The sequence below is a fragment of the Micromonospora sp. NPDC000316 genome (assembly GCF_042898885.1).
In the GTDB taxonomy this organism is placed as follows: domain Bacteria; phylum Actinomycetota; class Actinomycetes; order Mycobacteriales; family Micromonosporaceae; genus Micromonospora.
Genome location: NZ_JBIAZG010000005.1, coordinates 253630 through 276613 on the forward strand (window position 1 = coordinate 253630; position 22984 = coordinate 276613).

Sequence of the window (22984 nt, forward strand, 5' to 3'; positions counted from 1 at the left end):
GGTTGCTGGTAGTCTTGCCCCGACGTCGGGTGACCGGCGTGGGGCCTCGCGTGCCTGCTCGACGCCGCGGGTGCGAGGTACCGGTCCGTTCTCGGTCCACCTGGACGACGGACACCCACTTGATCAACCCATCGAAACAGGGAGAACATGGCGCTCGACCAGGAAGCAAAGGCCAGCATCCGCGCGGAGTACGCGACCGCCGAGGGCGACACCGGTTCGCCGGAGGTCCAGGTCGCGGTCCTCACCAAGCGGATCGCCGAGCTGACCGAGCACCTGAAGGTGCACAAGCACGACCACCACAGCCGCCGTGGGCTGCTGCTGCTGGTCGGCCGTCGCCGTCGGCTGCTCAACTACGTCCAGAAGAAGGACATTGCCCGCTACCGGTCGCTCATCGAGCGGCTCGGCCTGCGCCGGTGACGTGACGGGGGAGTGGCCGACCGGCCGCTCCCCCGTACCGCGTCCCATCTGAACAAACACGGGCCGCGCGACCACCCGACAGGGAGCCGGTCAGCGTACCGGTCTCCGGTAGTGGCCCCCGGGAATCCCGGCATCATGCCGGCCACCCGGGCGCTTCGATCGAAGACCGGCCGGCTGAGCAGTTTCCCCGTGTCGTGGGGCCCACGACGCGAAGGAGCACTACAGCACATGACCGAGACCAAACTCGGCACCGAATCTCGCACCGCCGTGATCGACAACGGGTCCTTCGGCACCCGTGAGATCACCTTCTCCACCGGCCGGCTGGCTCGCCAGGCCGCCGGCTCCGTCATCGCCCAGCTGGGCGAGACGGTGGTTCTCTCCGCCACGACCGCCGGTAAGCACCCGAAGGAGCAGTTCGACTTCTTCCCGCTGACCGTCGACGTCGAGGAGCGGATGTACGCCGCGGGTCGCATCCCCGGCTCGTTCTTCCGCCGTGAGGGCCGGCCCAGCGAGGACGCGATCCTCACCTGCCGGCTGATCGACCGGCCGCTGCGCCCGTCGTTCGTCAAGGGCCTGCGCAACGAGGTCCAGGTCGTCGAGACCATCCTCGCGCTCGACCCGCAGCACCCGTACGACGTCGTGGCGATCAACGCCGCCTCGATGTCGACGAAGCTCTCCGGCCTGCCGTTCTCCGGCCCGATCGGTGCCACCCGGGTCGCGCACATCGACGGCCAGTGGGTTGCCTTCCCGACCCTGGAGGAGCTGGCTCGCGCCACCTTCGACATGGTCGTGGCCGGTCGCACGCTCGAAGACGGCGATGTCGCGATCATGATGGTCGAGGCGGAGGCCACGCCGAACGCCGTCGCCCTGATCTCGGCCGGCGCCACCGCCCCGACCGAAGAGGTCGTCGCGAGCGGCCTGGAGGCCGCGAAGCCGGCGATCCGTGAGCTGTGCCGCGCGCAGAGCGAGCTGGCCGAGGTCGCCGCCAAGCCGGTCACCGAATTCCCGGTCTTCCTGGACTACCAGGACGACGTGTACGCCGCCGTGGCCGAGCTGGCCCGCGGTGACGTGGCCGAGGCCATCACCATCGCCGGCAAGGCGGACCGCGAGGAGGCCCTGGACCGGGTCAAGGCCCGGGTCGCCGAGGAGCTTGGCGCTCGGTTCGAGGGTCGGGAGAAGGAGCTCAGCGCTGCCTTCCGGTCGCTCACCAAGTCCGAGGTGCGCAACCGCGTGCTGCGCGAGCAGGTCCGCATGGACGGGCGTGGCCCGCGCGACATCCGGGCGCTTACCGCCGAGGTCGGCGTGCTCCCCCGGGTGCACGGTTCGGCGCTGTTCGAGCGGGGCGAGACCCAGATCCTGGGCGTCACCACGCTGAACATGCTCCGCATGGAGCAGATGGTGGACACGCTGTCCCCCGAGAACCGCAAGCGCTACATGCACAACTACAACTTCCCGCCGTACTCGACCGGTGAGACCGGCCGGGTCGGCTCGCCGAAGCGGCGCGAGATCGGCCACGGCGCGCTCGCCGAGCGGGCACTGATCCCTGTGCTGCCGTCGCGCGAGGAGTTCCCGTACGCCATCCGGCAGGTCTCCGAGGCGCTCGGCTCCAACGGCTCCACCTCGATGGGCTCGGTCTGCGCGTCGACGCTGGGCCTGCTCTCCGCGGGTGTGCCGCTGAAGGCGCCGGTCGCCGGCATCGCGATGGGGCTCATCTCCGATGAGGTGGACGGCAAGACCCAGTACGTGACGCTTACCGACATCCTCGGTGCCGAGGACGCGTTCGGTGACATGGACTTCAAGGTCGCCGGCACGCCGGAGTTCGTCACCGCGCTCCAGCTCGACACCAAGCTCAACGGCATCCCGTCGGACGTGCTGGCCGCCGCGCTTCAGCAGGCCAACGAGGCCCGGCAGGTCATCCTCGGCGTGATGAAGGCGGCGATCGAGGCTCCGGCCGAGATGTCCGACTACGCGCCGCGGGTCACCACCGTCAAGATCCCGGTCGACAAGATCGGCATGGTGATCGGCCCGAAGGGGCAGACCATCAACGCGATCCAGGACGAGACCGGCGCCGAGATCTCCATCGAGGACGACGGCACGATCTACGTCGGCGCCACCAACGGCCCGTCGGCCCAGGCGGCCGTCGACCGGATCAACGGGATCGCCAACCCGACGCTTCCGAAGCAGGGCGAGCGCTTCCTCGGCACGGTGGTCAAGACCGCCGCGTTCGGTGCGTTCATCTCGCTGCTGCCGGGCCGTGACGGCCTGCTGCACATCTCCAAGGTGGGCGACGGCAAGCGGGTCGAGCGCGTCGAGGACTTCCTCAACGTCGGCGACCGGGTCGAGGTCGAGATCGCGGACATCGACGCCCGCGGCAAGATCTACCTGGACAAGGTTCGCCCGGAGGGCGCCGAGGCGCCGGCCGCTGGCGAGGCCGCCGGTGGCGACCGGCCGGCCAGCCGTGACCGGGGCGACCGTGGCCCGCGTGACCGGGGCGACCGCGAGCGCGGCGGCGACCGGGGCGGGCGTGGCCCGGAGCGCGGTGACCGTGGCGAGGGCGGCGGTAACGGCGGCGGCGGCGAGGGTGGCGAGGGCGGCGAGCGTCCGCGCCGCCGGACCCGGCACAGCTGACCTCCGCACATAGCATCACCCACCCCTCGTCGAACCGGGAGCAACACGTGAGTCGGGCCTTCAGTGCGCCGTTTCCACCGGATCGACGGGGGGTGGCCCCGTCTCGGCAGGCCAGCCAGCCGAGTCGTGCCCGGGCCGCCGAGGCGGGCCGCTCCGGCGGCACCGCCCGGGCGGTGACCCGGACGCTCAGCGACGACCCGCTGGGCGGCACGGTACGTCGTACCGTGCTGCCCAGCGGCCTTCGTGTGCTCACCGAGGCGATTCCCACGATGCGCAGCGTCTCCTTCGGCGTCTGGGTGGCGGTGGGCTCGCGGGACGAGACCCGTCCCCAGGCCGGTGCCGCGCACTTCCTGGAGCACCTGCTCTTCAAGGGCACCCACAAGCGCACCGCGCTGGAGATCTCGTCGCAGATCGAGGCGGTGGGTGGCGAGACCAACGCCTTCACCACGAAGGAATACACCTGCTACTACGCCCGCGTGCTGGACGAGGACCTGCCGCTGGCGATCGACGTGATGTGCGATCTGGTCGCCGACTCGCTGCTGGAGCCGGCAGACGTGGAGACCGAGCGTGGCGTGATCCTTGAGGAGATCGCCATGCACGACGACGAGCCCGGTGACGAGGTGCACGACCTCTTTGCCCGAGCCGTCTACGGCGACCACCCGCTGGGCCGGCTGATCTCCGGCACCGAGGCGACCGTCACGCCGATGACCCGTCGGCAGATCCAGAGCTTCTACCGGAATCGCTACACGGCTCCGCAGATCGTCATCGCCGCTGCCGGCAACCTCGACCACGCCACTGTGGTCAAGATGGTCCGCCAGGCGGTACGCGGGACTCCGCTGGACAGCGATCCGGCGGTCCCCGCGCCGCACCGCGCGGCCACCCCGCCGGTACGCACCAAGCCGGCCACCACGCTTGTCGAGCCGAAGGAGACCGAGCAGGCGCACGTCATCCTCGGCTGCCCCGGCATCGACCGCATCGACGACCGGCGCTTCGCCCTCGGTGTGCTCAACAACGTGCTCGGCGGCGGCATGTCCAGCCGCCTGTTCCAGGAGATCCGCGAGCAGCGCGGCCTGGCGTACTCGGTCTACTCCTACGCCAGCCAGTACGCCGACAGTGGCCTGTTCGCCGTCTACGCCGGCTGCGCGCCGGGCAAGGTGGACGAGGTGCTGGCCCTGACCCGCGCCGAGCTGGCCCGGGTCGCCGCCGACGGGTTGACCGAGGCCGAGGTGGCCCGGGGCAAGGGGATGAGCAAGGGCTCGTTCGTGCTCGGCCTGGAGGACACCGGTTCCCGGATGAGCCGCCTGGCCAAGGGTGAGCTGCTCTACGGCGACCTGATGCCCGTGGACGAGCTGCTCCGCCGGGTCGACGAGGTGACCGTGGCGGACGTCAACGCGCTCGCCGCGGAACTGCTGAGCCGGCCGATGTCGCTGGCCGTGGTCGGGCCGTTTGGCAAGAGCGACTTCTCCGCCTGACCGCCGTCGCCGCCGCGTCGGCGTCGATCACTGCGGCGGTCTCCCGGATGGTGGGTGTGGACCCCGTCCGGCGGGACGCTCACGTCCCGATTGGTAGGTTGTGGCCCGTGACGGACACGCAGGAGAGAAACCCGGGCGAGCCGCTGCGGGTCGGTGTGCTCGGTGCCCGGGGGCGGATGGGCATCGAGGTCTGCAAGGCGGTCGACACCGCCGACGATCTTGAGCTGGTGGCAGCTGTCGACCAGGGTGACGACCTCTCTGCGGTCTCCGCAGCCGGTGCCGAGGTGGTCGTCGACTTCACCACGCCTGACGTCGTCATGGACAACCTGCGGTGGTGCGTCGAGCAGGGCGTCCACGCGGTGGTCGGCACCACCGGCTTCACCGAGCAGCGGCTGGAGCAGGTGCGCGGCTGGCTGGCCGGCAAGCCCGGCGTCAACGCCGTGATCGCGCCCAACTTCGGCATCGGCGCGGTGCTGATGATGCAGTTCGCGGCGCGGGCCGCCCGTTACTTCGAGTCCGTCGAGATCATCGAGCAGCACCACCCGCGCAAGCTGGACGCGCCGAGCGGCACCGCCACGCACACCGCCCGGCAGATCGCGAAGGCCCGCGCCGAGGCCGGCCTCGGCCCCGTGCCCGACGCCACGAGCGACGAGGTGCCGGGCGCGCGGGGCGCCGACATCGACGGGGTACGCGTGCACGCCGTCCGCGCCACAGGCCTCGTCGCCCACCAGGAGGTGCTCTTCGGCACCACAGGGGAGACGCTGACGATCCGGCACGACTCGTACGACCGGGTGTCGTTCATGCCCGGTGTGCTGCTGGCCGTCCGCGCGGTGCGCAACCACCCGGGTCTCACCGTCGGCCTGGACTCCCTGCTCGACTGACCGCGCCTCGCGGCTTGGGTTACTGCTCCAGGACGGAGAGGACGTTGCCGGCCGGGTCGGTGAACCAGGCGATCGTCGGCCCGTGCCCGCGCATGATCCCCTTGTCGTCCTGCGGCATTCCTTCGTAGCGGGCGAAGCGCACCCCGCGTGCGGTCAGCTCGTCGACCGCCCGGTCCACATCGTCGACGGGGAAGTTGAGCACCGTGTAGGTCGCCGGCGTGTGGTCACGCTTCGGGTAGACCAGGATGGGCCGGTCCCCGGCGATGTGCAGGGTCAACACCCCGCCCATCGCGTCGTCACGGGTGACGCGCAGGCCGAGAGTGTCGCCGTAGAACCGTTGGGCCTCGTCGACGTCATCCACCGAGAAGCCGCTGATCGCTCTGGTGTCTGTGAACACGATGCCCTCCTCGCCGGGGGCGCGGTCGCTGCCCCCTGACCTCGACCGTAGGCGAACGGTCCGACATCAGGAGGTAGCCCCGCCAGGCGCGCCGGGTCAGTCGTCGGCCGGCACCTTCTCGGTCGGGACGCCCACGTGCAGGCGTACCTGCGGCACCAGCATGTCCTCGACGTCCAGCGCGCGGGCCGCGCCGTCGGCCTCCCAGCCGGTGCTTGTCAGGAACTTCCGGGTCGCCTCGTCACCCTCGAACGCCCAGGCCACCGCCCGGCTCAGGCCGTCCTCGCGCCACAGGTCGACAGCCGCGGAGAGCAGCCGGCTGCCGTGTCCACGCCGACCCCAGCGCGGCTCGACAAGCAGGTCGGTCACCGCCGCCACGTCCGGGCCGAGCGCCTCGGCCGGCTCACCCGGAGCCAGCGCCTCGGCGTCGGCCGGACCGGAGGCGGCGAACCCCACCAGATACGATTGCTCGGCTTGTTCGACGGCGACCAGCACCCGATGCGCGGCCGACGGCGGCTCCAGCACCGCGGCGCTCCACCGCCGGGCGAGGAACGCCTCGTCCAAGTTGTCGAGGACGTGCCGAGGAAGGATCCGACGGTACGCGACCCGCCAGGTCGCGAGTTGGATGCGTGCGATTTCGCCGGCGTCTTCGGGACGCGCCGGGCGGACGTACCCGAGAGCCATGGGACGGAAGCCTACGCAGGGCCAGGGAGGCGACGGTGGCGCAGGGTGCCAACAGGACGACCGCGCAGGTCGTGGGCGTGGTGGTGCTCGCCGCGGCGGTCACCGCGTTCCTCGCCGTCGCGGCCGTCCGGCACGGCTTCTTCGACCTCAAGGTCTACTACGGGGCGTTGAACTGGTGGGTGCACGACGGCGGGGAGATCTACGACTACCTCAACCCCGGCACCCAGTACGGCTTCACCTATCCGCCGTTCGCCGCGCTTGTCATGCTGCCGATGGCGTACCTGCCGTGGAACGCCGCGATCGTGGTGAGCGTGCTGGCCAGCGTGGCCACCACCACCGTGCTGATCTGGTGGCTTGTCGACCCGATCGCCCGGCGGGCCGGCTGGACCCGCTGGTTCGCCCTGGCCGTGGCGCTCTGCCTGGCCGCAGCCTTCGAACCGATGCGGGAGACGGTCAACTTCGGCCAGGTCAACACACTGCTGCTCTTTCTGGTGGCGGTGGACCTGCTGCGGCTGCTGCCGACCCGGTGGGCGGGTGTGGGCATCGGCCTGGCCACGGCGATCAAACTGACCCCGGGCATCTTCATCGTCTACCTGCTGGTCACCGGGCGGTGGCGCGCGGCGCTGACCGCCAGCGGCACCGCGGCCGGTGTCACACTGCTGGCCGGGGCGCTCTTTCCGAACGCGTCGAGGGAGTTCTGGACCGAAGCGCTGTGGAACACCGGCCGGGTGGGCGAACTCGCCTTCGTCTCCAACCAGTCGCTGCGCGGGGTGGTGGCCCGACTCGACCCGCAGCACCCGAGCACCCTGCTGTGGCTGCTGCTGGTGCTCGCCACCCTGGCGCTCTGGGCCTGGCGTTCCCGGGCCGCCGTCGCGGCGGGTGACGAGGCGACCGGGCTGGCGCTTACCGGCGCGGTGATGTGCCTGGTCAGCCCCGTCACCTGGGTGCACCACCTGGTCTGGCTGCTGCCCGCGCTGATCCTGCTCGTCGACAACGCGATGGCCGCGCCCGCCGGCCGCCGCAGGCGGGTCCTGCTTGCTGCCGCGACCATCGGGTACGCGCTGCTGATCAGCCGCACCGTGTGGTTCTGGGAGAAGGACTTCACAGGTGTCGACGGTTTCCTGGGCAGCAACGCGTACGTATGGATCAGCCTCGCGCTGCTGGCCTTCCTGCCGATCCGCCGGTGGCTGACCCCGCCCGGGTCAGCAGTCGACGCGTCCGGCGTACCGCAGCTCGACAAGCCCGACCGGCCCGCGCCCACCGGCGAGCGGCACCTGATAGGTCGCCTGCTCACCGTCCGGTAACAGTCCGGCCCGCTCGTAGAACCGGCGTGCTCGTACGTTGTCGGCCAGCACCCACAGCCGGTAACCCGTCCAGCCCCGCTCGCCGAGCCCGGCCCGGGCTGCGGCGAACAGCGCGGCGGCCGTCCCGTCGCCCCAGAACGCCGGCTCGACGTAGAGCGCCAGCACCTCGCCGACGGCCGGGTCCAGGTCGTCCCGGTCCTGGTTGCGGCGGTACGGCCCGAACGTGGTGAAGCCGACGACCAGGCCGTCCACCTCGCCGAGCAGCGTGGTGAACGGGTGCTCCGGATCGGCGGTGCCCACGTCACGGCGGCGCTGTGCCCAGGCCGCCACGTTGAGCCGTCCCAGCACCTCGTCCGGCATGAGGCCGGCGTAACCCGCCTGCCAGCCGTGCACGTGCACCCGGGCGACCGCGTCGGCGTCGTCCGGCTCCTCCCGACGGATGGTCAGCATTGCACCGTTCTATGCCCCCGTGACGGTGGAGTCCAGCTTCCCGCACCGGCGTCGTACCCATGATTTAGTGTCGCCGACGATGGCCGCACCGGAATCACTCTCGCTCGCACAGGCCCGGCGGGTGGCGCTCGCCGCCCAGGGCTTCGCCGACCCGGCGCCGGCCGGCGTGCCCACCCGCCGGCACCTGCGCCGCGTCCTCGACCGGGTCGGGTTGATCCAGATGGACTCGGTGAACGTGCTGCAACGCGCGCACTACCTGCCGCTCTACAGCAGGCTCGGTCCGTACCCGACCACGCTGCTCGACCAGGCCGCCTACCGCCGCCCCCGCGAGCTGTTCGAATACTGGGGCCACGAGGCGTCGCTGGTCCCGGTCGGGCTGCACCCGCTGCTGCGCTGGCGGATGGCCCGCGCGCACAGCGAATCCTGGGGAGGCATGCGGCGCATCGCCGAGGAGCAGCCGGAGCTTGTCGCCTGGGTCCGCGACGAGGTGGCCGCCCGTGGTCCCCTCACGGCTGCCGAGATCGAGCACGACGCGCCCCGGGAGACCGGCAACTGGGGGTGGAACTGGTCTGCGGTGAAGCGGGCACTGGAGTTCCTGTTCTGGGCCGGCGAGGTGACGGCTGCCGAGCGCAGCACCTCCTTCGCCCGCCGCTACGACCTGCCCGAGCGGGTGCTCCCGCCGGCCGCGCTGGCCGCGCCCACGCCTACCGACGCCGAGGCGTACCGCAGCCTGGTGTCCCTCGCCGCGCGGTCGCTCGGGGTGGCCGCGGAGCCTGAGCTGCGCGACTACTTCAGACTGCCGCTGGCCGGTGCCCGCCAGGCCATCGCGGAGTTGGTCGAGGCCGGTGAGCTGGTGCCGGTAAGCGTGGCGGGCTGGCGTCAGCCGGCCTGGCTGCACGCGTCCGCCCGACTGCCTCGCTGGGTGCGGGGCAACACGCTCGTCAGCCCGTTCGACCCGCTGATCTGGGAGCGGGCCCGCACCGAACGGCTGTTCGGCTTCACCTACCGCATCGAGATCTACGTGCCGGCCCCGCAGCGGGTCTACGGCTACTACGTGCTGCCGTTCCTGCAGGGCGACAGGTTCACCGCCCGGGTCGACCTGAAGGCCGACCGCAAGGCCGGGGTGCTGCTGGTGCCGGCCGCCTGGGTCGAGGCCGGCGCCGACCCGGGGGAGACCGCTGTCGCCCTCGCGGCCGAGCTGTACCGGCTCGCCGGCTGGCTGGGGCTGAGCGCGGTGGCGCCTCCCGTGGCCGGTGACCTGGCCGGCCCGCTCACCGCCGCGTTGGCAGGCGTGTCCGGTGTACCGTGAGCGCGTGACGAGCGCTCCCGGACCGGTCGACAAGCCGCAGCCCGCCCCCGGGGCGGTCCACACGGTGCCGGCTGACGCTGCCGGCGCTGCCGCTGGCCCCGACGGCTCTGGCGTTGCCGCTGCTGGTCCTGCCGCTGGCCTTGGCCCCGATGGTGCCGCTGGTCCTGCTGGGTGGCCGGAGAGTCCGCCGCCCGGCTACGGCTACCCGGCACCCGAGCCGGACCGGCTGACCCGGTTCGTGTTGCGGCTCTACGAGCGTTCGCCACGCTGGGCAGTGCCGTTGGCCGCGGTCGGCTGCGTCGCCGCCGGGATGGGTTACGCGCTGCTGAGCAACCCGACCCACGCCGATCCGGATGCCGCGCCGACCTGCCTCCTCAAATTGACCACCGGGCTCGACTGTCCGGGCTGCGGCGGCACCCGCGCACTCTGGTACCTGCTGCACGGCGACGTGCCGGCGGCCGCCCGCCACCACTTCCTGTTCGTCTTCGCGGTTCCGTTCCTGGCGTACCTCTTCGTCGCCTGGGCGGGCAACCAGGCCTTCGGCTGGCGGCTGCCCGAGCTGCGGATCAGCTCCAAGGTCATCGGTGGTTTCCTGGCCGCGTGGCTCGCCTTCTCGGTGCTGCGCAACCTGCCCTGGGCGCCGTTCACCTCGTTCTACGTCTGAGCCGACCACGTCTGAGCCGACCACGTCAGCGGCGGCCTGCGACGCGGCGGTCCGGCGGCTTGCGGCGCGGGCGGTCCGGCGGCTTGCGGCGCGGTGGCCTGCGGCACGGCTGGCACCTGCTGCTCAGGCCCTTTGGAGCTGACTCGTTTACGACATCACCCGTGTCTCGGTCGGCTCTCAACGCCGTGGAGGCCGAGCCCATACCGGCAGCTTCGAACCGCTCTGGCGGTCACATGCCGCTCTGGCGGTCACACGCCGCAGCTCTGGTATAGGCCCTTCTGGTGAGTAAGGGGACCGCTCTGGTGGGTGGGACAGCTCTGTCGGGTTCGGGACTGCTCGGGTGGGCTCGGACCTGTTTGGCGCCGCCCCCGGCGGCACGGAGCGAACCGAAAGGTTCCGGTCGCCTGGGAGCTGCTCCGACGGCCTTGACGCACGCTCTGCCGTCCCCCACGTGCCGCCGCCTGCCGTTGCCCAATTGTCGGCCCGGCGCCTGGCTCTGGCCTCTGCTTCCCTGCTTCCTGCTCGTTCTCCGGCTGGCGGGCGGCTGATGTCGCAAACGATTCAGCTCCAAAGGACACGGCGGGCAGTGCCCCGCGACCGCATGCTCCTCGACCGCGACGCCACGCTCCGCGACCGCGTGCGCTCTTCGACCACGACAGCATGATCCTCGGCGGCCGCCGCATGCCTTCCTCGACCGCAACCCCGTCGTCCTCGACCGCGACCGCGTGCGTTCCTCGACCACCACCGCCTACGTCAATCGGAGAAGTGATCGACATTGCAGGGGGCGCGGCTGAGTTGGGCCGGGAGGCGCTGCGCCACTACAGTGCCAGGAATGCCGGAGATGGTGCAGCCCCAGGTCAAGTTGATCGCGTGGACCCAGTTCGCGGCCCCGGACGACGTGCCGTGGTCGACGGACGCGGAGGGCGGTCAGGCGCTCGCCGAGTTCGCCGGTCGGGCGTGTTACCAGTCCTGGAAGAAGCCGAACCCGGCGACCGCCACCAACGCCGGCTACCTCGCGCACATCCTCGACGTCGGGCACCTGAGTGTGCTGGAGCACGGCTCGGTGACCTTCTACTTCACAGGGGTGTCCCGCTCCTTCACCCACGAGCTGATCCGGCACCGGCACTTCTCGTACTCCCAGCTGTCCCAGCGCTACGTCCCGGAGCGGGACGCGGCAATGGTCGAGCCGGCGGTGATCGCCGACGACCCGGAGCTGCACAAGAAGTTCACCGAGGCCGCCGAGGCGAGCGTGCGGGCGTACACCGAGCTGTTGGAGGGCCTGGAGAAGCGGTTCTCCGACGAGCCGAACCCGACGCTGCGCCGCAAGCAGGCCCGGCAGGCGGCCCGCGCGGTGCTGCCCAACGCCACCGAGACCCGGATCGTGGTCACCGGCAACTACCGGGCGTGGCGACACTTCGTCGCGATGCGGGCCACCGAGCACGCCGACGTGGAGATCCGCGAGCTGGCCGTGGAGTGCCTGCGCCAGTTGCAGGGGGTCGCCCCGAACGTCTTCGCCGACTTCGTGATCTCCACGTTGCCGGACGGCACCGAGGTCGCGGCCAGCCCGCACGAGGCGTCCTGAGGCCTTCCCCGGCTGGCCCCGGTCGGTCGTCCGCTAGGTTGGAAGGTATGACGCACGACCACCCCGACACCGTCGCCCGTGCGGTGTCCCGCCCCTTCGGGCGGTTGCTCACGGCCATGGTGAGCCCGTTCACCCCCGACGGCTCGCTCGACCTCGACGGCGCCGCCCGGCTGGCGACGCACCTTGTCGACGAGCAGGGCAACGACGCGCTTGTCATCAACGGCACCACCGGCGAGTCGCCGACCACCACCGACGCGGAGAAGGAACGTCTGATCCGGGCCGTCGTGGAGGCCGTCGGCGACCGCGCCAAAGTGGTCGCCGGGGTCGGCACCAACGACACCCGGCACACCATCGAGCTGGCCGCCGCCGCCGAGAAAGCCGGCGCGCACGGCCTGCTGGTGGTCACGCCGTACTACAACAAGCCGCCGCAGAGCGGGCTGCTGCGGCACTTCACCGCAGTGGCCGACGCCACAGGCCTGCCGGTGATGCTGTACGACATCCCGCACCGCTCCGGCGTACCCATCGACACCGAGACGCTGGTCCGGCTCGCCGAGCACGGCCGGATCGTCGCGGTCAAGGACGCCAAGGGCGACCTGACCGCCACCAGCTGGGTGACCAGCCGGACCGCCCTCGCGTTCTACAGCGGCGAGGACGCACTCACCCTGCCGGCGCTTGCCGTCGGCAGCGTGGGCCTGGTCGGCACCTCGACGCACTTCACCGGGGCGCTGACCGCACAGATGATCGAGGCGTACGACGCGGGGGACATGCCTGCCGCGCTTGCCCTGCACCGGCGGCTGCTGCCGCTGTTCACCGGCATCTTCCGTACCCAGGGCACCATCCTGGTGAAGGCGGGCCTGGCGTCGCTGGGTCTGCCGGCCGGCCCGGTGCGGCCCCCACTGGTGGACGCCACCGACGACGAGATCGCCCAGCTGCGCGCGGACTTCGCGGCAGCGGGCCTGGAGCTGCCCGAATGATCGAACGACACGATGGGCGCCGCGTGCTGGCGTCGCAGATTGAGGTGGACGCGTGACCGAGGCGCACATCGAGGCGGAACTGCCCCCGCCGCTGCCGGAAGGGGGCCTGCGGATCATCCCGCTCGGCGGGCTCGGCGCCATCGGTCGGAACATGACCGTCTTCGAGTTCGACGGCAAACTGCTGATCGTCGACTGCGGGGTGCTCTTCCCCGACGTCGAGCAGCCCGGCGTGGACCTGATCCTGCCGGACTTCGGGCCGATCCTGGACCGGCTGGCCGACGTCCAGGCGATCGTGCTGACCCACGGTCACGAGGACCACATCGGCGCGGTGCCGTACCTGCTCGCCCACAAGCCCGACATCCCGCTGGTCGGCTCGCAGTTCACCCTCGCACTTGTCGAGGCGAAGCTGGCCGAGCGGCGCATCCAGCCCTACACGCTCACCGTGCGGGAGGGCGGCCGGGAGCGGCTCGGCCCGTTCGAGTGCGAGTTCTTCGCGGTCAACCACTCGATTCCCGACGCGCTCGCCGTGGCCATCCGTACCCCGGCGGGCCTGGTGCTGCACACCGGCGACTTCAAGATGGACCAGCTTCCGCTGGACGGCCGGATCACCGACCTGGCGGGCTTCGCGCGGCTCGGCGCCGAGGGCGTCGACCTGCTGCTGTCCGACTCCACCAACGCGGAGATCCCCGGCTTCGTCACCCCGGAGCGGGAGATCGGGCCGGTGCTCGACTCGATCTTCGCGAAGGCCAAGGGCCGGATCATCGTGGCGTCGTTCGCCTCGCACGTGCACCGCGTGCAGCAGGTCTTCGACTCGGCCGCGGAGCACGGCCGCAAGGTCGCGCTGATCGGCCGGTCCATGGTTCGCAACATGGGCATCGCCCGGGACCTGGGCCTGCTCAACATCCCGGCCGGCCTGGTCATCAGCATCGACGAGGCGACCACGCTGCCGCCGGACCAGATCGTGCTGATGTCCACCGGCTCCCAGGGTGAGCCGATGAGCGCCCTGGGCCGGATGGCCAGCGGCGACCACCGGCACATCACCATCGCGCCAGGCGACACAGTCGTGCTGGCCTCGTCGCTGGTGCCGGGTAACGAAACCTCGGTCTACCGGGTGATCAACCGGCTGGCCCGGGCCGGTGCGGTGGTCGTGCACAAGGACGTGGCGAAGGTGCACGTCTCCGGGCACGCCCCGGCGGGCGAGCTGCTCTACCTGCTCAACGTGGTTCGCCCCAGCAACCTGATGCCTGTGCACGGCGAGTGGCGTCACCTGCGCGCCCACGCCCGGCTCGGCATCGAATCCGGGGTCGCCGCCGACCGGGTGGTGATCTGCGAGGACGGCGACGTGGTCGACCTGGTCGAGGGCCGCGCCAGCCTGGTGGGGCACGTGAAGAGCCGGTACGTCTACGTCGACGGGCTCGCCGTCGGCGACGTCAGCGAGTCGCTGCTCACCGAACGGCGGATCCTCGGTGACGGCGGCTTCATCGCCACGACAGTGGTCGTCGACTCGGTCACCGGCAAGGTGGTCGCCGGCCCGACGCTGTCAGCGAAGGGCTTCTCCGAGGACCCGGAGGCGTTCAACCCGGTGGTTCCGCTTGTCACCGAGGCGCTCAACCGGGCCGCGGCGGACGGCATCACCGACCCGCACCAGCTTCAGCAGATCGTCCGGCGGACCGTGGGGCGGTGGGTCAACGACAAGTACCGTCGTCGCCCGATGATCGTGCCCACAGTCGTCGAGGTCTGACGAACGTCTGACCGGGCCGGTCACCGGCGCCCCCGTGGCGTCGGTGACCGGCCCGGATCCTGTGCGGGCGCGCGATGGGGATCAGCCCCGGAACAGTCGACGCTGGAGCACCACGAGCCTGAACCCGAGGGCCAGCAGGACCGCGCCGACCAGGCCGTACGTGCTGCCAGACGCCCCGGTGCGGGCCAGTTCCGGCGCGCTCGGGGCGGACGTGGTCGGCGTGTTTCTCACGCCGTGCCCGCAACCGTCGGGCCCACTCGCGCGTCAGGGCAGCGCGGCGACGGCCTCGGCGTACGCCACACCGGTGGCGATGGCGGCGTCCACAAGGACTTGGATCTGCGCCGGGGCCACCCCGTGCGTCAGGTCGGTGGCCACGTCCCCGGCCAGCACGATCTCCTCGCCGAGGTCGTGCGCGTATGCCTTGGGCAGCAGGCGGTCGTGGTTCCAGGCGTTGCAGAAGGCGTACGCCTCGGCGCGCCGCGAGGCCGGTAGTTGGCGGGCGGCCATCGCCCGGGTGTGCAGCACCTCGCCGCGTTCGCCGGCCCGGCGGAACTGGATCATCGCCGCACCCCACCGCCCGACAACGGTGCCGTTCTCGTCCACCAGGTAGCGGTCGCCGCGCTCGTCAAGCGCCGCGGTGATCATGTCGAGGGTGAACGCCATCAGCTCCCGCTCGGGGTGCGCGTCGCGCTCGGGCTCGTCGGCGGGCAGATCGGTGCCGGTGTCGTCGATTCCGTCGTCGGTGTCGTCCTCGTCGTTGTGGTTCTCGACGGGCAGTGGCGTCGACGTGGTGGCCGGGCGTTCGGCCAGCCAGGCAGCCATCCGTCCGGAGTGGTGACCGGTGCCGTTGCGGGCGTCGAAGCTGCCCGCCAGCTCGCCGGCCTTGCCGAGCAGCAGCGCGCCGAGGGCGTTCACGTCCAGCTCGGCGGCCGGGCGGTCGCCGTACGCCGGGCGGTGCAACGTCCGTCCACCGAGGCCGGCGGCCTCGGCCAGCCCGCAGAGCAGCGCTCCGGCGGCGGCGAACTCCATCGCCGCGTGGTCGTCGGTGGGTTGGTCCAGCCGGGGCAGTTGCTCGGCCAGGATGGCCAGGCCGCGTTCGAGGTGGCCGCCGAGCGCGCAGAACCGTAGGTGAGTGGCGAGGTGCGGGAACGCGGCGCGTTCGCGCCGGTGCCTCCGGTACGCCCGCACGTGCGCCGCCGCGGCCCGCATCGGATCGCCGGCCCGGAGCTCGGGCAGCAGCCCGGCGACAAGCGACCGCTCGGGCTGGTCGGTGCAGCCGTCCGAGCCGTCGGTGGGCTGGCGCAGCTCGGCAAGCGCCGCGTGCCACTCACCCCAGCCGGTGAGCAACTCGGCGCGCCGGGCCAGGGCGCAGCCCGCGCAGCCGCCGGCCGGCCCGGGGCGGGTGCCGGCCCACCCCCTGTAGAAGTGCCGGGCGGTGGGCTCGTCGCCGAGGTGGTCGGCGATCCGGCAGCGCAGCTCGGCGACTGTGGACGCGTCGGGGCCGTCCGCTCCCACCCGCAGCGCCAGGTCGTCGAGGAGCGCCCGGGTCTGGTCCAGCCCGACCCGCGGGGTGCCGAGCAGCGCCTCCACCGCGTACCGCTGGTAGCGCAGCAGCAGCGCCGTCTCCGCGTCGGTGAGCAGCCCGGGCCGGTGGTCGGTGGCGGCCAGGCAGCGCCGTACCGGCTCGACAAGCCGCCACCGCTCGCCGTGCAGCAGGTACGCCTCGATGAGCGCGATCCGGGCGTCCACCGCGGACCGGACGTCCCCGGCGGCGTCGGCCCGCTCGGCGACCCGTTCCAGGGCGACCAGCCGGGCCGGGCCGTCGGGCAGGTCCCGGGCGTCGACGAGCGCGGCCACAAGCGCCGGAACGCGTCGGGCCGCAGCCCGGTCACCGGTGGCCGGCACGCCGGCCCGTTCGGTGCGGCTGCCGGTGGTCTCGTCCCGCCCGGTCACGCCGTCACCGCGCCGGGCAGCCGGCCGACCGCCATGGCGAGCTGGCAACCGGCAGTGATGCCGCAGTGGAGCAGTTGGTCGAGCTGGTGCGGGGTCACTCCGCGCTCCAGGTCGGTGATGACCTCGCCGCAGATCTGGGCCCGACCGCCGTCGTCGACGTGCACGAACGCCTTGGGCCAGAGCCGGTCGTGATTCCACGAGTTGCAGAAGGCGTACAGGGAGGGCACCTGCTCGATGCCGAAGGTGGCCGCGACCATGGTGCGGACCTGCAACAACTCGCCGTCCGCGCCGAGGCGCAGAAACCAGATGAGGTTGTCGTCGAAGCGGCCCACCAGGTCGCCATTGACGGCTCGACCGACCGGCCGGCCCCGCGCGGCGAGCACTGCGGCGACCAGGTCACCGGTCAGCGGGCGCAACGCGCCGGGGTGCCCGGCCAGCGGATCGTCCTCGAATCCGGGCGGCGCCATCGGGCTTCCCTTCTGAGGCGGATATCACGACCGGCGGCGGGGCTCGTGTTGCGACGCGCGGACACGACCCGGAAAAGCGGCGTTCTGCCCGGCCCCACCGTTACCGTGACTCTATGGCGGGCCGTACCCCTCAGGCGAGCCGCCGACGCGGCGCGTCGCCGCGCGGTGGCACCAACAGTCGTGCCCGTCAACCGGCGAAGAAGACCCGGGCTCCGGTGCGGCGGCGGGTCACACCCACCCGACCGGGGCCGGCGGTCTATGTGGGTCGCGCCGTCGGTGCACTGTGGATGGGCGTGGCGCACGGAGTCGGTTGGGCGATGCGGGCCGCCGGCCGACAGGCGGCCTCCGCCCGCGACCTCGACCCCGAGCACCGCCGCGACGGCGCGGGGCTGCTGCTGTTCGGGCTGGCTCTGCTCAGCGCCGTGGCGCTCTGGTTGTCCGGAGCGGGCCCCGTTGGTGCGCGCCTGGCCGACACGGTCCGGCTGTTCCTGGGTGCGATCTCCGTCGTGGTGCCGGTGCTGCTGATGATCGGGGCCTGGCGGCTGATGCGCCAGCCGGCCGACCCGGCGCACCGGGGCCGCGGGTTGATCGGTTGGGGCTCGCTGCTGGTGTCGACCGCCGCGCTGCTTCAGATCGGCCAGGCTCCGACCGACCCGGTGCAGCGCGACTTCGCCGGCGGTCTGGTCGGCGCGGGCGTCGGTGGTCTGCTGGAGCGCGCGGTCACCGCCTGGGTGGCGGTGCCGCTGCTGATCCTGCTGCTGCTCTTCGGCCTGCTCGTGGTGACCGCCACGCCGATCAACAAGATTCCCGAGCGGTTGGGTCTGCTCGCCGGTGCTCTGGTCGCCGCACCGGAGACCGACGAGGAGGCGGACGAGCCGGCCGCCAAGCCGGCGCGTAAGCGACCGGCCAAGCGGATGCCCCCGCCGCTGGACCCGGACGACTTCGACGACCTGGAGGGCACCGACCTCCAGGAGACGATGGTGCTGCCGCGCAAGGCGCCGGCGAAGGTGCCGGCCAGCCGCAAGCCGGCCGAGCCACCGGAGCACTCGCCCGCGCCGACCCGGGCCGAACAGTTGGCGCTGACCGGCCTGGCCGGCGACTACACACTGCCGCCGGCGAACATGCTCAGCGCCGGTGCCGCCGCGAAGACCCGCAGCAAGGCCAACGACGAGGTGATCGCCGCGCTGACCGGCGTGTTCGACCAGTTCGACGTGGACGCGGCGGTCACCGGCTTCACCCGGGGGCCGACGGTCACGCGGTACGAGGTGGAGCTGGGGCACGGCGTCAAGGTGGAGCGGATCACCCAGTTGTCCCGCAACATCGCGTACGCGGTGAAGTCGCCGGACGTACGGATCCTCAGCCCCATCCCGGGCAAGAGCGCGGTAGGCGTGGAGATCCCGAACACCGACCCGGAGAACGTGGCGCTCGGTGACGTGCTGCGGTCGCGGGCGGCGACGAGCGACCACCACCCGATGGTGGTGGCGCTCGGCAAGGACATCGAGGGCGGCTACGTGGTGGCCAACCTCGCCAAGATGCCGCACATCCTGATCGCGGGGGCCACCGGCGCCGGCAAGTCGTCATGCCTCAACACGCTGCTGGTGTCGATCCTCACCCGGGCCACCCCGGACGAGGTGCGGCTGCTGCTGATCGACCCGAAGCGGGTCGAGATGACCGGCTACGAGGGCATCCCGCACCTGGTCACGCCGATCGTGACGAACGCCAAGAAGGCGGCCGACTCGCTGGACTGGGTCGTCCGCGAGATGGACATGCGCTACGACGACCTCGCGGCAAACGGGGTCCGGCACATCGACGACTTCAACCGTAAGGTCCGCAACGGCGAGATCAAGGCCCCGCCGGGCAGCGAACGGGAGATGCGCCCGTACCCGTACCTGCTGGTGATCGTCGACGAGCTGGCCGACCTGATGATGGTCGCGCCGCGCGACGTGGAGGATTCGGTCGTCCGCATCACCCAGCTGGCCCGGGCGGCCGGCATCCACCTGGTCCTGGCCACCCAGCGGCCCTCGGTCGACGTGGTGACCGGTCTGATCAAGGCGAACGTGCCGTCCCGGCTGGCGTTCGCGACCTCGTCGCTTGCGGACTCCCGGGTCATCCTGGACCAGCCGGGCGCGGAGAAGCTGCTCGGCCGGGGCGACGGGCTCTTCCTGCCGATGGGCGCGTCGAAGCCGGTCCGGATCCAGGGCGCCTGGGTCACCGAGCGCGAGATCGCCGACGTGGTGAAGTTCTGCAAGGACCAGCGTGAGCCGGAGTTCCGCAAGGACGTGCTGGCCCCGGCCCAGGAGAACAAGAAGAAGATCGACGAGGACATCGGCGACGACCTCGACCTGCTGGTGCAGGCGGTGGAGCTGGTGGTCACCTCCCAGTTCGGCTCGACCTCGATGCTCCAGCGCAAGCTGCGGGTGGGCTTCGCGAAGGCGGGCCGTCTGATGGACCTGATGGAGACCCGGGGCGTGGTCGGGCCGTCCGAGGGTTCGAAGGCCCGCGACGTGCTGGTCAAGCCGGACGAGCTGGACGACGTCCTGTCCGGCCTGCGCGGCGACGTGGACTGACGGCGGATCGACCGGAGTGGACACGACGGGCCCGCCGGCAGCCGGCGGGCCCGCGAGAAGTCGGGTGCTCAGTTGTTGATCAGCGCGCCGATGATCACCAGGCTGATCACGGCGGCGACGACGCTGGCCACGGCGGCGTACCAGCCCAACGGCTTGTCGCCGAGCACGGCGCCGACGACGCCCGCGATCACGCCGAGCACGCCGAAGATGATCGGGTTGAGTAAGAGGGCGAGCACCGCGAAGACGAAGCCCACGATGGTGACGATCCGGGCGGCGCTGCTGCGCGGGCGGGCGGTGCTGGGCATGTCGGCCATGTCTGCCTCCGGTTGAGAGCCTGTAGTGACAAAACGGTCACTACCCACTCCGGCAGTCGATCACGCATGCCTGCGCGGCACTTCAGTGGTAGATCTTCAGGCCGATCACGCCGGCGACCACAAGCAGCAGGCAGAGAACCCGGGGCAGGCTCGCCGACTCGCCGAGCGCCACCATCCCGACCAGCGCGGTGCCGACCGCGCCGATGCCGACCCAGACCGCGTACCCGGTGCCGACCGGGATCTCCCGCAGCGCGTACGCCAGCCCGCCCATGCTCAGGACCAGTGTCACCCCGAACACCACTGTCGGGACCGGTCGGCTGAAACCGGCGCTGCGGTCCAGTGCGATCGCCCAGGCCGTCTCCAACAGTCCCGAGATCACCAGTACGAGCCAGGCCATCGTTCACCTCACGGAGAGCCCGGGGCTGCCGCGCCGGGACGAGTCGGGTTTGCACGTCACGCGGGGCGTCTTGGCCTGACCGGGTACGCCCACCACTCGTCCGGAGCGGCCACGGGGGCCACCACCGCCGACGCTAGCACCGGACTCGGCGGCTGGTCGGTGACTCCCGCCACGACCGTTTGACCTCTACCTCACTTCAACTTGCAGTATGGCCATCATGCCCCTGCTCTACGCCGATGCTGAGGTCGCCGACATCCTGGACGCCACCACCACCGTCGACGCCATGCGCGCCGCACTTGTGGCCGCGTACGACGGACGACTGGTCGCCCCACCCCGGGCCGCCGCCCCGCTCGGCGGAGGGCGGATGGTGCTCACCGCCGGGCACCTGGTCGGCGAGTGGTACGGCTTCCGCTCGTACGACACGTTCGGCCACCCGCAGGGCGAGCAGTTGGTGGTGCTGCACGACGCCAGCACCGGCGCCGTCCGCGCTGTCGCTGTCGGCGAGGAGTTGGGCTCACGGCGTACCGGTGGGTTGGGTGGCGTCGCTGTCGACGCGCTCGCCCGAACGGACGCGACGACCCTCGGGGTGATCGGCTCCGGCCGGCAGGCGTGGACCCAGGTCTGGGCCGCCGCCGCCGTCCGCCCGCTGCGCGAGGTGGTGGTGCACAGCCGCTCGGCCGCCCGGCGGGACGCCTTCGCCGCCCGGGTACGCGCCGAACTGGGCGTGCCGGCCCGCGCGGTAGCCGACCCCGGCGCGGCGGTGCGTGGGCGGGATGTGGTGGTGCTCGCCACCACAAGCGTGTCCCCGGTGCTGCGCGCCGTCGACCTGAGCCCCGGCACGCACGTCAGCGCTGTCGGTTTCAAGCAGCGGAACCGCAGCGAGTTCGGCACCGACCTGCTGGACGCCGCCGACCTGCTTGTCACCGACTCACCGGCCCAGGCCGCGGACTACCAGCCGCCGATGCTCGCCGCCGAGCCCCCGTACGCCGATCGGTTGCGCGACCTGGGCGGCATCCTGGCTGGCGCGGTCCCCGGCCGGACCTCGGCGGACCAGGTCTCCGTCTTCTGCTCCACGGGCCTGGCCGGCACCGAGGTCTTCCTGCTGGACGCGCTGACCCGGGTGGGGGCCGCGACCCGCTGAACGGCGGTACGCGGGCAGCCGCGTGCCAGAGGGGGCGCCGGTCGGCCCGCGTGCGTGGGGTTCTCCGGTCGGCCCGGTACCCTCGGATGGTGTCTGCCACCTCCCCTTCCGCTGCCGAGGGCCGCCGTGTAGCCCTGCTCACCCTGGGCTGTGCCCGCAACGAGGTCGACTCGGAGGAGTTGGCCGCCCGGCTGCACGCCGACGGCTGGCAGGTGACCACCGACGGCGAGGGCGCCGACGTTGTGGTCGTCAACACCTGCGGCTTCGTCGAGAAGGCCAAGCAGGACTCCATCCAGACCCTGCTCGCCGCCGCCGGCACGGGCGCGAAGGTGGTGGCCGCCGGCTGCATGGCCGAACGTTACGGCCGGGAGTTGGCCGACAGCCTGCCCGAGGCGCAGGCGGTGCTGAGCTTCGACGACTACCCGGAGATCGCCGCTCGGCTGAACGCCGTCGTCGCCGGTGAGCAGATCACCTCGCACACCCCCCGGGACCGCCGCGAGCTGCTGCCGCTGACCCCGGTGAAGCGCCGCGACAGCGGGGTCTCGCTGCCCGGGCACGGCACCGTGACCCGGACGGCCGTCGACACCGACGAGCACACCCCGGCGCACCTGCGTCAGGTGCTGCGCCGCCGGCTGGACACCGGCCCTGTCGCGTCGCTGAAGCTGGCGAGTGGGTGCGACCGCCGCTGCGCGTTCTGCGCCATTCCCGCGTTCCGTGGGGCGTTCGTCTCGCGTACGCCCGACGAACTGCTCGCCGAGGCGGAGTGGCTGGCCAAGACCGGCGTCCGGGAGTTGGTGCTGGTAAGCGAGAACTCCACCTCGTACGGCAAGGATCTGGGCGACCCCCGGGCTCTGGAGAAGCTGCTGCCGCAGCTCGCCGCCGTTTCCGGGATCGTGCGGGTGCGGGTGAGCTACCTCCAGCCGGCCGAGACGCGGCCTGGGCTGGTCGAGGCGATCGCCGGCACGCCCGGTGTGGCACCGTACTTCGACCTGTCGTTCCAGCACTCCAGCGAGCCCGTGCTGCGCCGGATGCGTCGTTTTGGCTCCACCGACCGGTTCCTGGAGCTGCTGGCAGGTGCCCGGGCGCTGGCACCGGAGGCGGGCGCGCGGAGCAACTTCATCGTCGGCTTCCCCGGCGAGACGCGGGCCGACGTCGACGAGCTGGTCCGCTTCCTGACCGAGGCGCGGCTGGACGCGATCGGCATGTTCGACTACAGCGACGAGGACGGCACCGAGGCCGCCGGGCTGCCCGGCAAGGTGTCCGCCGCCACGATCAAGCGGCGTTACGACCGGCTCAGCGCGCTCGCCGACGAGCTCTGCTCGCAGCGGGCCGAGGATCGGCTCGGCTCGACCGTCGAGGTGCTCGTCGACTCGATCGAAGACGGCGTGGTGGAGGGCCGGGCGGCGCACCAGGCGCCGGAGGTGGACGGTTCCACCACACTTGTCGCCCCTGCCGACGGCGGCGTCGACCTGGCCGCGCTTCGCCCGGGTGACCTGGTCCGGGCCACGGTTACCGGCACCGAAGGGGTGGATCTGCTCGCGGTGCCGGATGAGATGATTTCGGCGGCGCCCGGCGCGGCACGGTGACGGCGGGGCCGAGCGGAGCGGGGGAGCCAGGTGGCGCGATGCCGGAGACGCCACGGCGA

At 71.9% G+C, this 22984-nt stretch carries 21 protein-coding genes and 1 riboswitch; of the genes, 13 read left to right on the forward strand and 8 right to left on the reverse strand.

Annotated elements, in window-relative coordinates; genetic code table 11:
- The first annotated feature begins 147 nt into the window (after positions 1-147).
- The 4 genes from rpsO (at position 148) to dapB (ending at position 5398) form a co-directional block, all read left to right on the forward strand.
- Complete coding sequence (gene rpsO, locus ACFY2Q_RS14060; RefSeq protein WP_030337594.1) at positions 148-417, forward strand: 30S ribosomal protein S15; 270 nt, start codon at positions 148-150, stop codon at positions 415-417.
- A gap of 228 nt (positions 418-645) precedes the next feature.
- Positions 646-3045 carry a polyribonucleotide nucleotidyltransferase gene (locus ACFY2Q_RS14065; protein WP_387130121.1) on the forward strand — a complete coding sequence of 800 codons (2400 nt, stop codon included), beginning with the start codon at positions 646-648 and terminating at the stop codon, positions 3043-3045.
- Positions 3046-3092: 47 nt separating this feature from the next.
- The gene (locus tag ACFY2Q_RS14070) at positions 3093-4517 is read left to right on the forward strand and encodes a M16 family metallopeptidase (RefSeq protein ID WP_387130122.1); all 1425 of its coding nucleotides are present in this window, start codon (positions 3093-3095) and stop codon (positions 4515-4517) included.
- 98 nt (positions 4518-4615) lie between these two features.
- A complete protein-coding gene (gene dapB, locus ACFY2Q_RS14075; protein ID WP_387130124.1) occupies positions 4616-5398 on the forward strand; it encodes a 4-hydroxy-tetrahydrodipicolinate reductase in 783 nt (260 codons plus the stop codon).
- Positions 5399-5417: 19 nt separating this feature from the next.
- Here the strand turns inward: dapB and ACFY2Q_RS14080 are convergent, their stop codons facing one another.
- Both ACFY2Q_RS14080 and ACFY2Q_RS14085 read right to left on the reverse strand, forming a co-directional pair.
- The gene (locus tag ACFY2Q_RS14080) at positions 5418-5795 is read right to left on the reverse strand and encodes a VOC family protein (RefSeq protein WP_387130126.1); all 378 of its coding nucleotides are present in this window, start codon (positions 5793-5795) and stop codon (positions 5418-5420) included.
- A 96-nt stretch (positions 5796-5891) separates the two neighbouring features.
- Complete coding sequence (locus ACFY2Q_RS14085) at positions 5892-6476, reverse strand: GNAT family N-acetyltransferase (RefSeq protein ID WP_387130128.1); 585 nt, start codon at positions 6474-6476, stop codon at positions 5892-5894.
- A gap of 35 nt (positions 6477-6511) precedes the next feature.
- Here ACFY2Q_RS14085 and ACFY2Q_RS14090 point away from each other — a divergent pair, with 35 nt between their 5' ends.
- The gene (locus ACFY2Q_RS14090) at positions 6512-7780 is read left to right on the forward strand and encodes a glycosyltransferase 87 family protein (protein WP_387130129.1); all 1269 of its coding nucleotides are present in this window, start codon (positions 6512-6514) and stop codon (positions 7778-7780) included.
- Here ACFY2Q_RS14090 and ACFY2Q_RS14095 read toward each other — a convergent pair.
- Positions 7679-8230, reverse strand: a complete 552-nt coding sequence (locus ACFY2Q_RS14095; protein WP_387130131.1) for a GNAT family N-acetyltransferase — start codon at positions 8228-8230, stop codon at positions 7679-7681. The genes ACFY2Q_RS14090 and ACFY2Q_RS14095 overlap by 102 nt on opposite strands.
- A gap of 79 nt (positions 8231-8309) precedes the next feature.
- Between ACFY2Q_RS14095 and ACFY2Q_RS14100 the strand changes: the two genes are divergently transcribed.
- The 5 genes from ACFY2Q_RS14100 to ACFY2Q_RS14120 all read left to right on the forward strand — a co-directional run bounded on the left by ACFY2Q_RS14100 (position 8310) and on the right by ACFY2Q_RS14120 (position 14500).
- Entirely contained in the window at positions 8310-9539 is a 1230-nt protein-coding gene (locus ACFY2Q_RS14100; protein WP_387130132.1) for a winged helix-turn-helix domain-containing protein, read from the forward strand.
- 4 nt (positions 9540-9543) lie between these two features.
- The gene (locus ACFY2Q_RS14105; RefSeq protein ID WP_387130134.1) at positions 9544-10203 is read left to right on the forward strand and encodes a DUF2752 domain-containing protein; all 660 of its coding nucleotides are present in this window, start codon (positions 9544-9546) and stop codon (positions 10201-10203) included.
- Positions 10204-11044: 841 nt separating this feature from the next.
- Positions 11045-11785 carry an FAD-dependent thymidylate synthase gene (gene thyX, locus ACFY2Q_RS14110; protein ID WP_387130362.1) on the forward strand — a complete coding sequence of 247 codons (741 nt, stop codon included), beginning with the start codon at positions 11045-11047 and terminating at the stop codon, positions 11783-11785.
- 47 nt (positions 11786-11832) lie between these two features.
- Positions 11833-12759, forward strand: coding sequence for a 4-hydroxy-tetrahydrodipicolinate synthase (gene dapA, locus ACFY2Q_RS14115; RefSeq protein ID WP_387130136.1), 927 nt, complete (start codon positions 11833-11835; stop codon positions 12757-12759).
- A gap of 52 nt (positions 12760-12811) precedes the next feature.
- A complete protein-coding gene (locus ACFY2Q_RS14120; RefSeq protein WP_387130137.1) occupies positions 12812-14500 on the forward strand; it encodes a ribonuclease J in 1689 nt (562 codons plus the stop codon).
- A gap of 81 nt (positions 14501-14581) precedes the next feature.
- Here the strand turns inward: ACFY2Q_RS14120 and ACFY2Q_RS14125 are convergent, their stop codons facing one another.
- The 3 genes from ACFY2Q_RS14125 to ACFY2Q_RS14135 are packed head-to-tail and all read right to left on the reverse strand — an operon-like array spanning position 14582 to position 16920.
- A complete protein-coding gene (locus ACFY2Q_RS14125) occupies positions 14582-14731 on the reverse strand; it encodes an LPXTG cell wall anchor domain-containing protein (protein WP_387130139.1) in 150 nt (49 codons plus the stop codon).
- 33 nt (positions 14732-14764) lie between these two features.
- Positions 14765-16405 carry a YbjN domain-containing protein gene (locus tag ACFY2Q_RS14130; protein ID WP_387130364.1) on the reverse strand — a complete coding sequence of 547 codons (1641 nt, stop codon included), beginning with the start codon at positions 16403-16405 and terminating at the stop codon, positions 14765-14767.
- Between the two features lie 44 nt (positions 16406-16449).
- Entirely contained in the window at positions 16450-16920 is a 471-nt protein-coding gene (locus tag ACFY2Q_RS14135; RefSeq protein ID WP_387130140.1) for a YbjN domain-containing protein, read from the reverse strand.
- 113 nt (positions 16921-17033) lie between these two features.
- On the opposite strand from ACFY2Q_RS14135, the gene ACFY2Q_RS14140 reads away from it, so the two are divergent.
- Positions 17034-19487 carry a DNA translocase FtsK gene (locus ACFY2Q_RS14140; RefSeq protein ID WP_387130141.1) on the forward strand — a complete coding sequence of 818 codons (2454 nt, stop codon included), beginning with the start codon at positions 17034-17036 and terminating at the stop codon, positions 19485-19487.
- A gap of 68 nt (positions 19488-19555) precedes the next feature.
- Here ACFY2Q_RS14140 and ACFY2Q_RS14145 read toward each other — a convergent pair whose 3' ends face one another.
- Both ACFY2Q_RS14145 and ACFY2Q_RS14150 read right to left on the reverse strand, forming a co-directional pair.
- Positions 19556-19801, reverse strand: coding sequence for a hypothetical protein (locus tag ACFY2Q_RS14145; protein ID WP_387130142.1), 246 nt, complete (start codon positions 19799-19801; stop codon positions 19556-19558).
- Positions 19802-19883: 82 nt separating this feature from the next.
- The gene (locus tag ACFY2Q_RS14150; RefSeq protein ID WP_387130144.1) at positions 19884-20198 is read right to left on the reverse strand and encodes a DMT family transporter; all 315 of its coding nucleotides are present in this window, start codon (positions 20196-20198) and stop codon (positions 19884-19886) included.
- Positions 20199-20257: 59 nt separating this feature from the next.
- A riboswitch (guanidine-III (ykkC-III) riboswitch) is annotated at positions 20258-20324 on the reverse strand.
- A 91-nt stretch (positions 20325-20415) separates the two neighbouring features.
- Between ACFY2Q_RS14150 and ACFY2Q_RS14155 the strand changes: the two genes are divergently transcribed.
- Both ACFY2Q_RS14155 and rimO read left to right on the forward strand, forming a co-directional pair.
- A complete protein-coding gene (locus ACFY2Q_RS14155) occupies positions 20416-21339 on the forward strand; it encodes an ornithine cyclodeaminase family protein (RefSeq protein ID WP_387130366.1) in 924 nt (307 codons plus the stop codon).
- Positions 21340-21425: 86 nt separating this feature from the next.
- Positions 21426-22925: a 30S ribosomal protein S12 methylthiotransferase RimO gene (gene rimO, locus ACFY2Q_RS14160; RefSeq protein ID WP_387130145.1), complete on the forward strand. Its 1500-nt coding sequence runs from the start codon at positions 21426-21428 to the stop codon at positions 22923-22925.
- The last annotated feature ends 59 nt before the right edge of the window (positions 22926-22984 follow it).

Excerpts from the sequence above, each read along its gene's own strand:
- ACFY2Q_RS14095 (WP_387130131.1), bottom strand. The coding sequence starts at position 8,230 with ATGCTGACCATCCGTCGGGAGGAGCCGGACGACGCCGACGCGGTCGCC.
- ACFY2Q_RS14085 (WP_387130128.1), bottom strand. The coding sequence starts at position 6,476 with ATGGCTCTCGGGTACGTCCGCCCGGCGCGTCCCGAAGACGCCGGCGAA.
- ACFY2Q_RS14135 (WP_387130140.1), bottom strand. The coding sequence starts at position 16,920 with ATGGCGCCGCCCGGATTCGAGGACGATCCGCTGGCCGGGCACCCCGGC.
- ACFY2Q_RS14155 (WP_387130366.1), top strand. The coding sequence starts at position 20,416 with ATGCCCCTGCTCTACGCCGATGCTGAGGTCGCCGACATCCTGGACGCC.
- ACFY2Q_RS14150 (WP_387130144.1), bottom strand. The coding sequence starts at position 20,198 with ATGGCCTGGCTCGTACTGGTGATCTCGGGACTGTTGGAGACGGCCTGG.
- ACFY2Q_RS14065 (WP_387130121.1), top strand. The coding sequence starts at position 646 with ATGACCGAGACCAAACTCGGCACCGAATCTCGCACCGCCGTGATCGAC.
- thyX (WP_387130362.1), top strand. The coding sequence starts at position 11,045 with ATGGTGCAGCCCCAGGTCAAGTTGATCGCGTGGACCCAGTTCGCGGCC.
- ACFY2Q_RS14100 (WP_387130132.1), top strand. The coding sequence starts at position 8,310 with ATGGCCGCACCGGAATCACTCTCGCTCGCACAGGCCCGGCGGGTGGCG.
- rpsO (WP_030337594.1), top strand. The coding sequence starts at position 148 with ATGGCGCTCGACCAGGAAGCAAAGGCCAGCATCCGCGCGGAGTACGCG.
- ACFY2Q_RS14140 (WP_387130141.1), top strand. The coding sequence starts at position 17,034 with ATGGCGGGCCGTACCCCTCAGGCGAGCCGCCGACGCGGCGCGTCGCCG.
- rimO (WP_387130145.1), top strand. The coding sequence starts at position 21,426 with ATGGTGTCTGCCACCTCCCCTTCCGCTGCCGAGGGCCGCCGTGTAGCC.
- dapA (WP_387130136.1), top strand. The coding sequence starts at position 11,833 with ATGACGCACGACCACCCCGACACCGTCGCCCGTGCGGTGTCCCGCCCC.
- ACFY2Q_RS14145 (WP_387130142.1), bottom strand. The coding sequence starts at position 19,801 with ATGGCCGACATGCCCAGCACCGCCCGCCCGCGCAGCAGCGCCGCCCGG.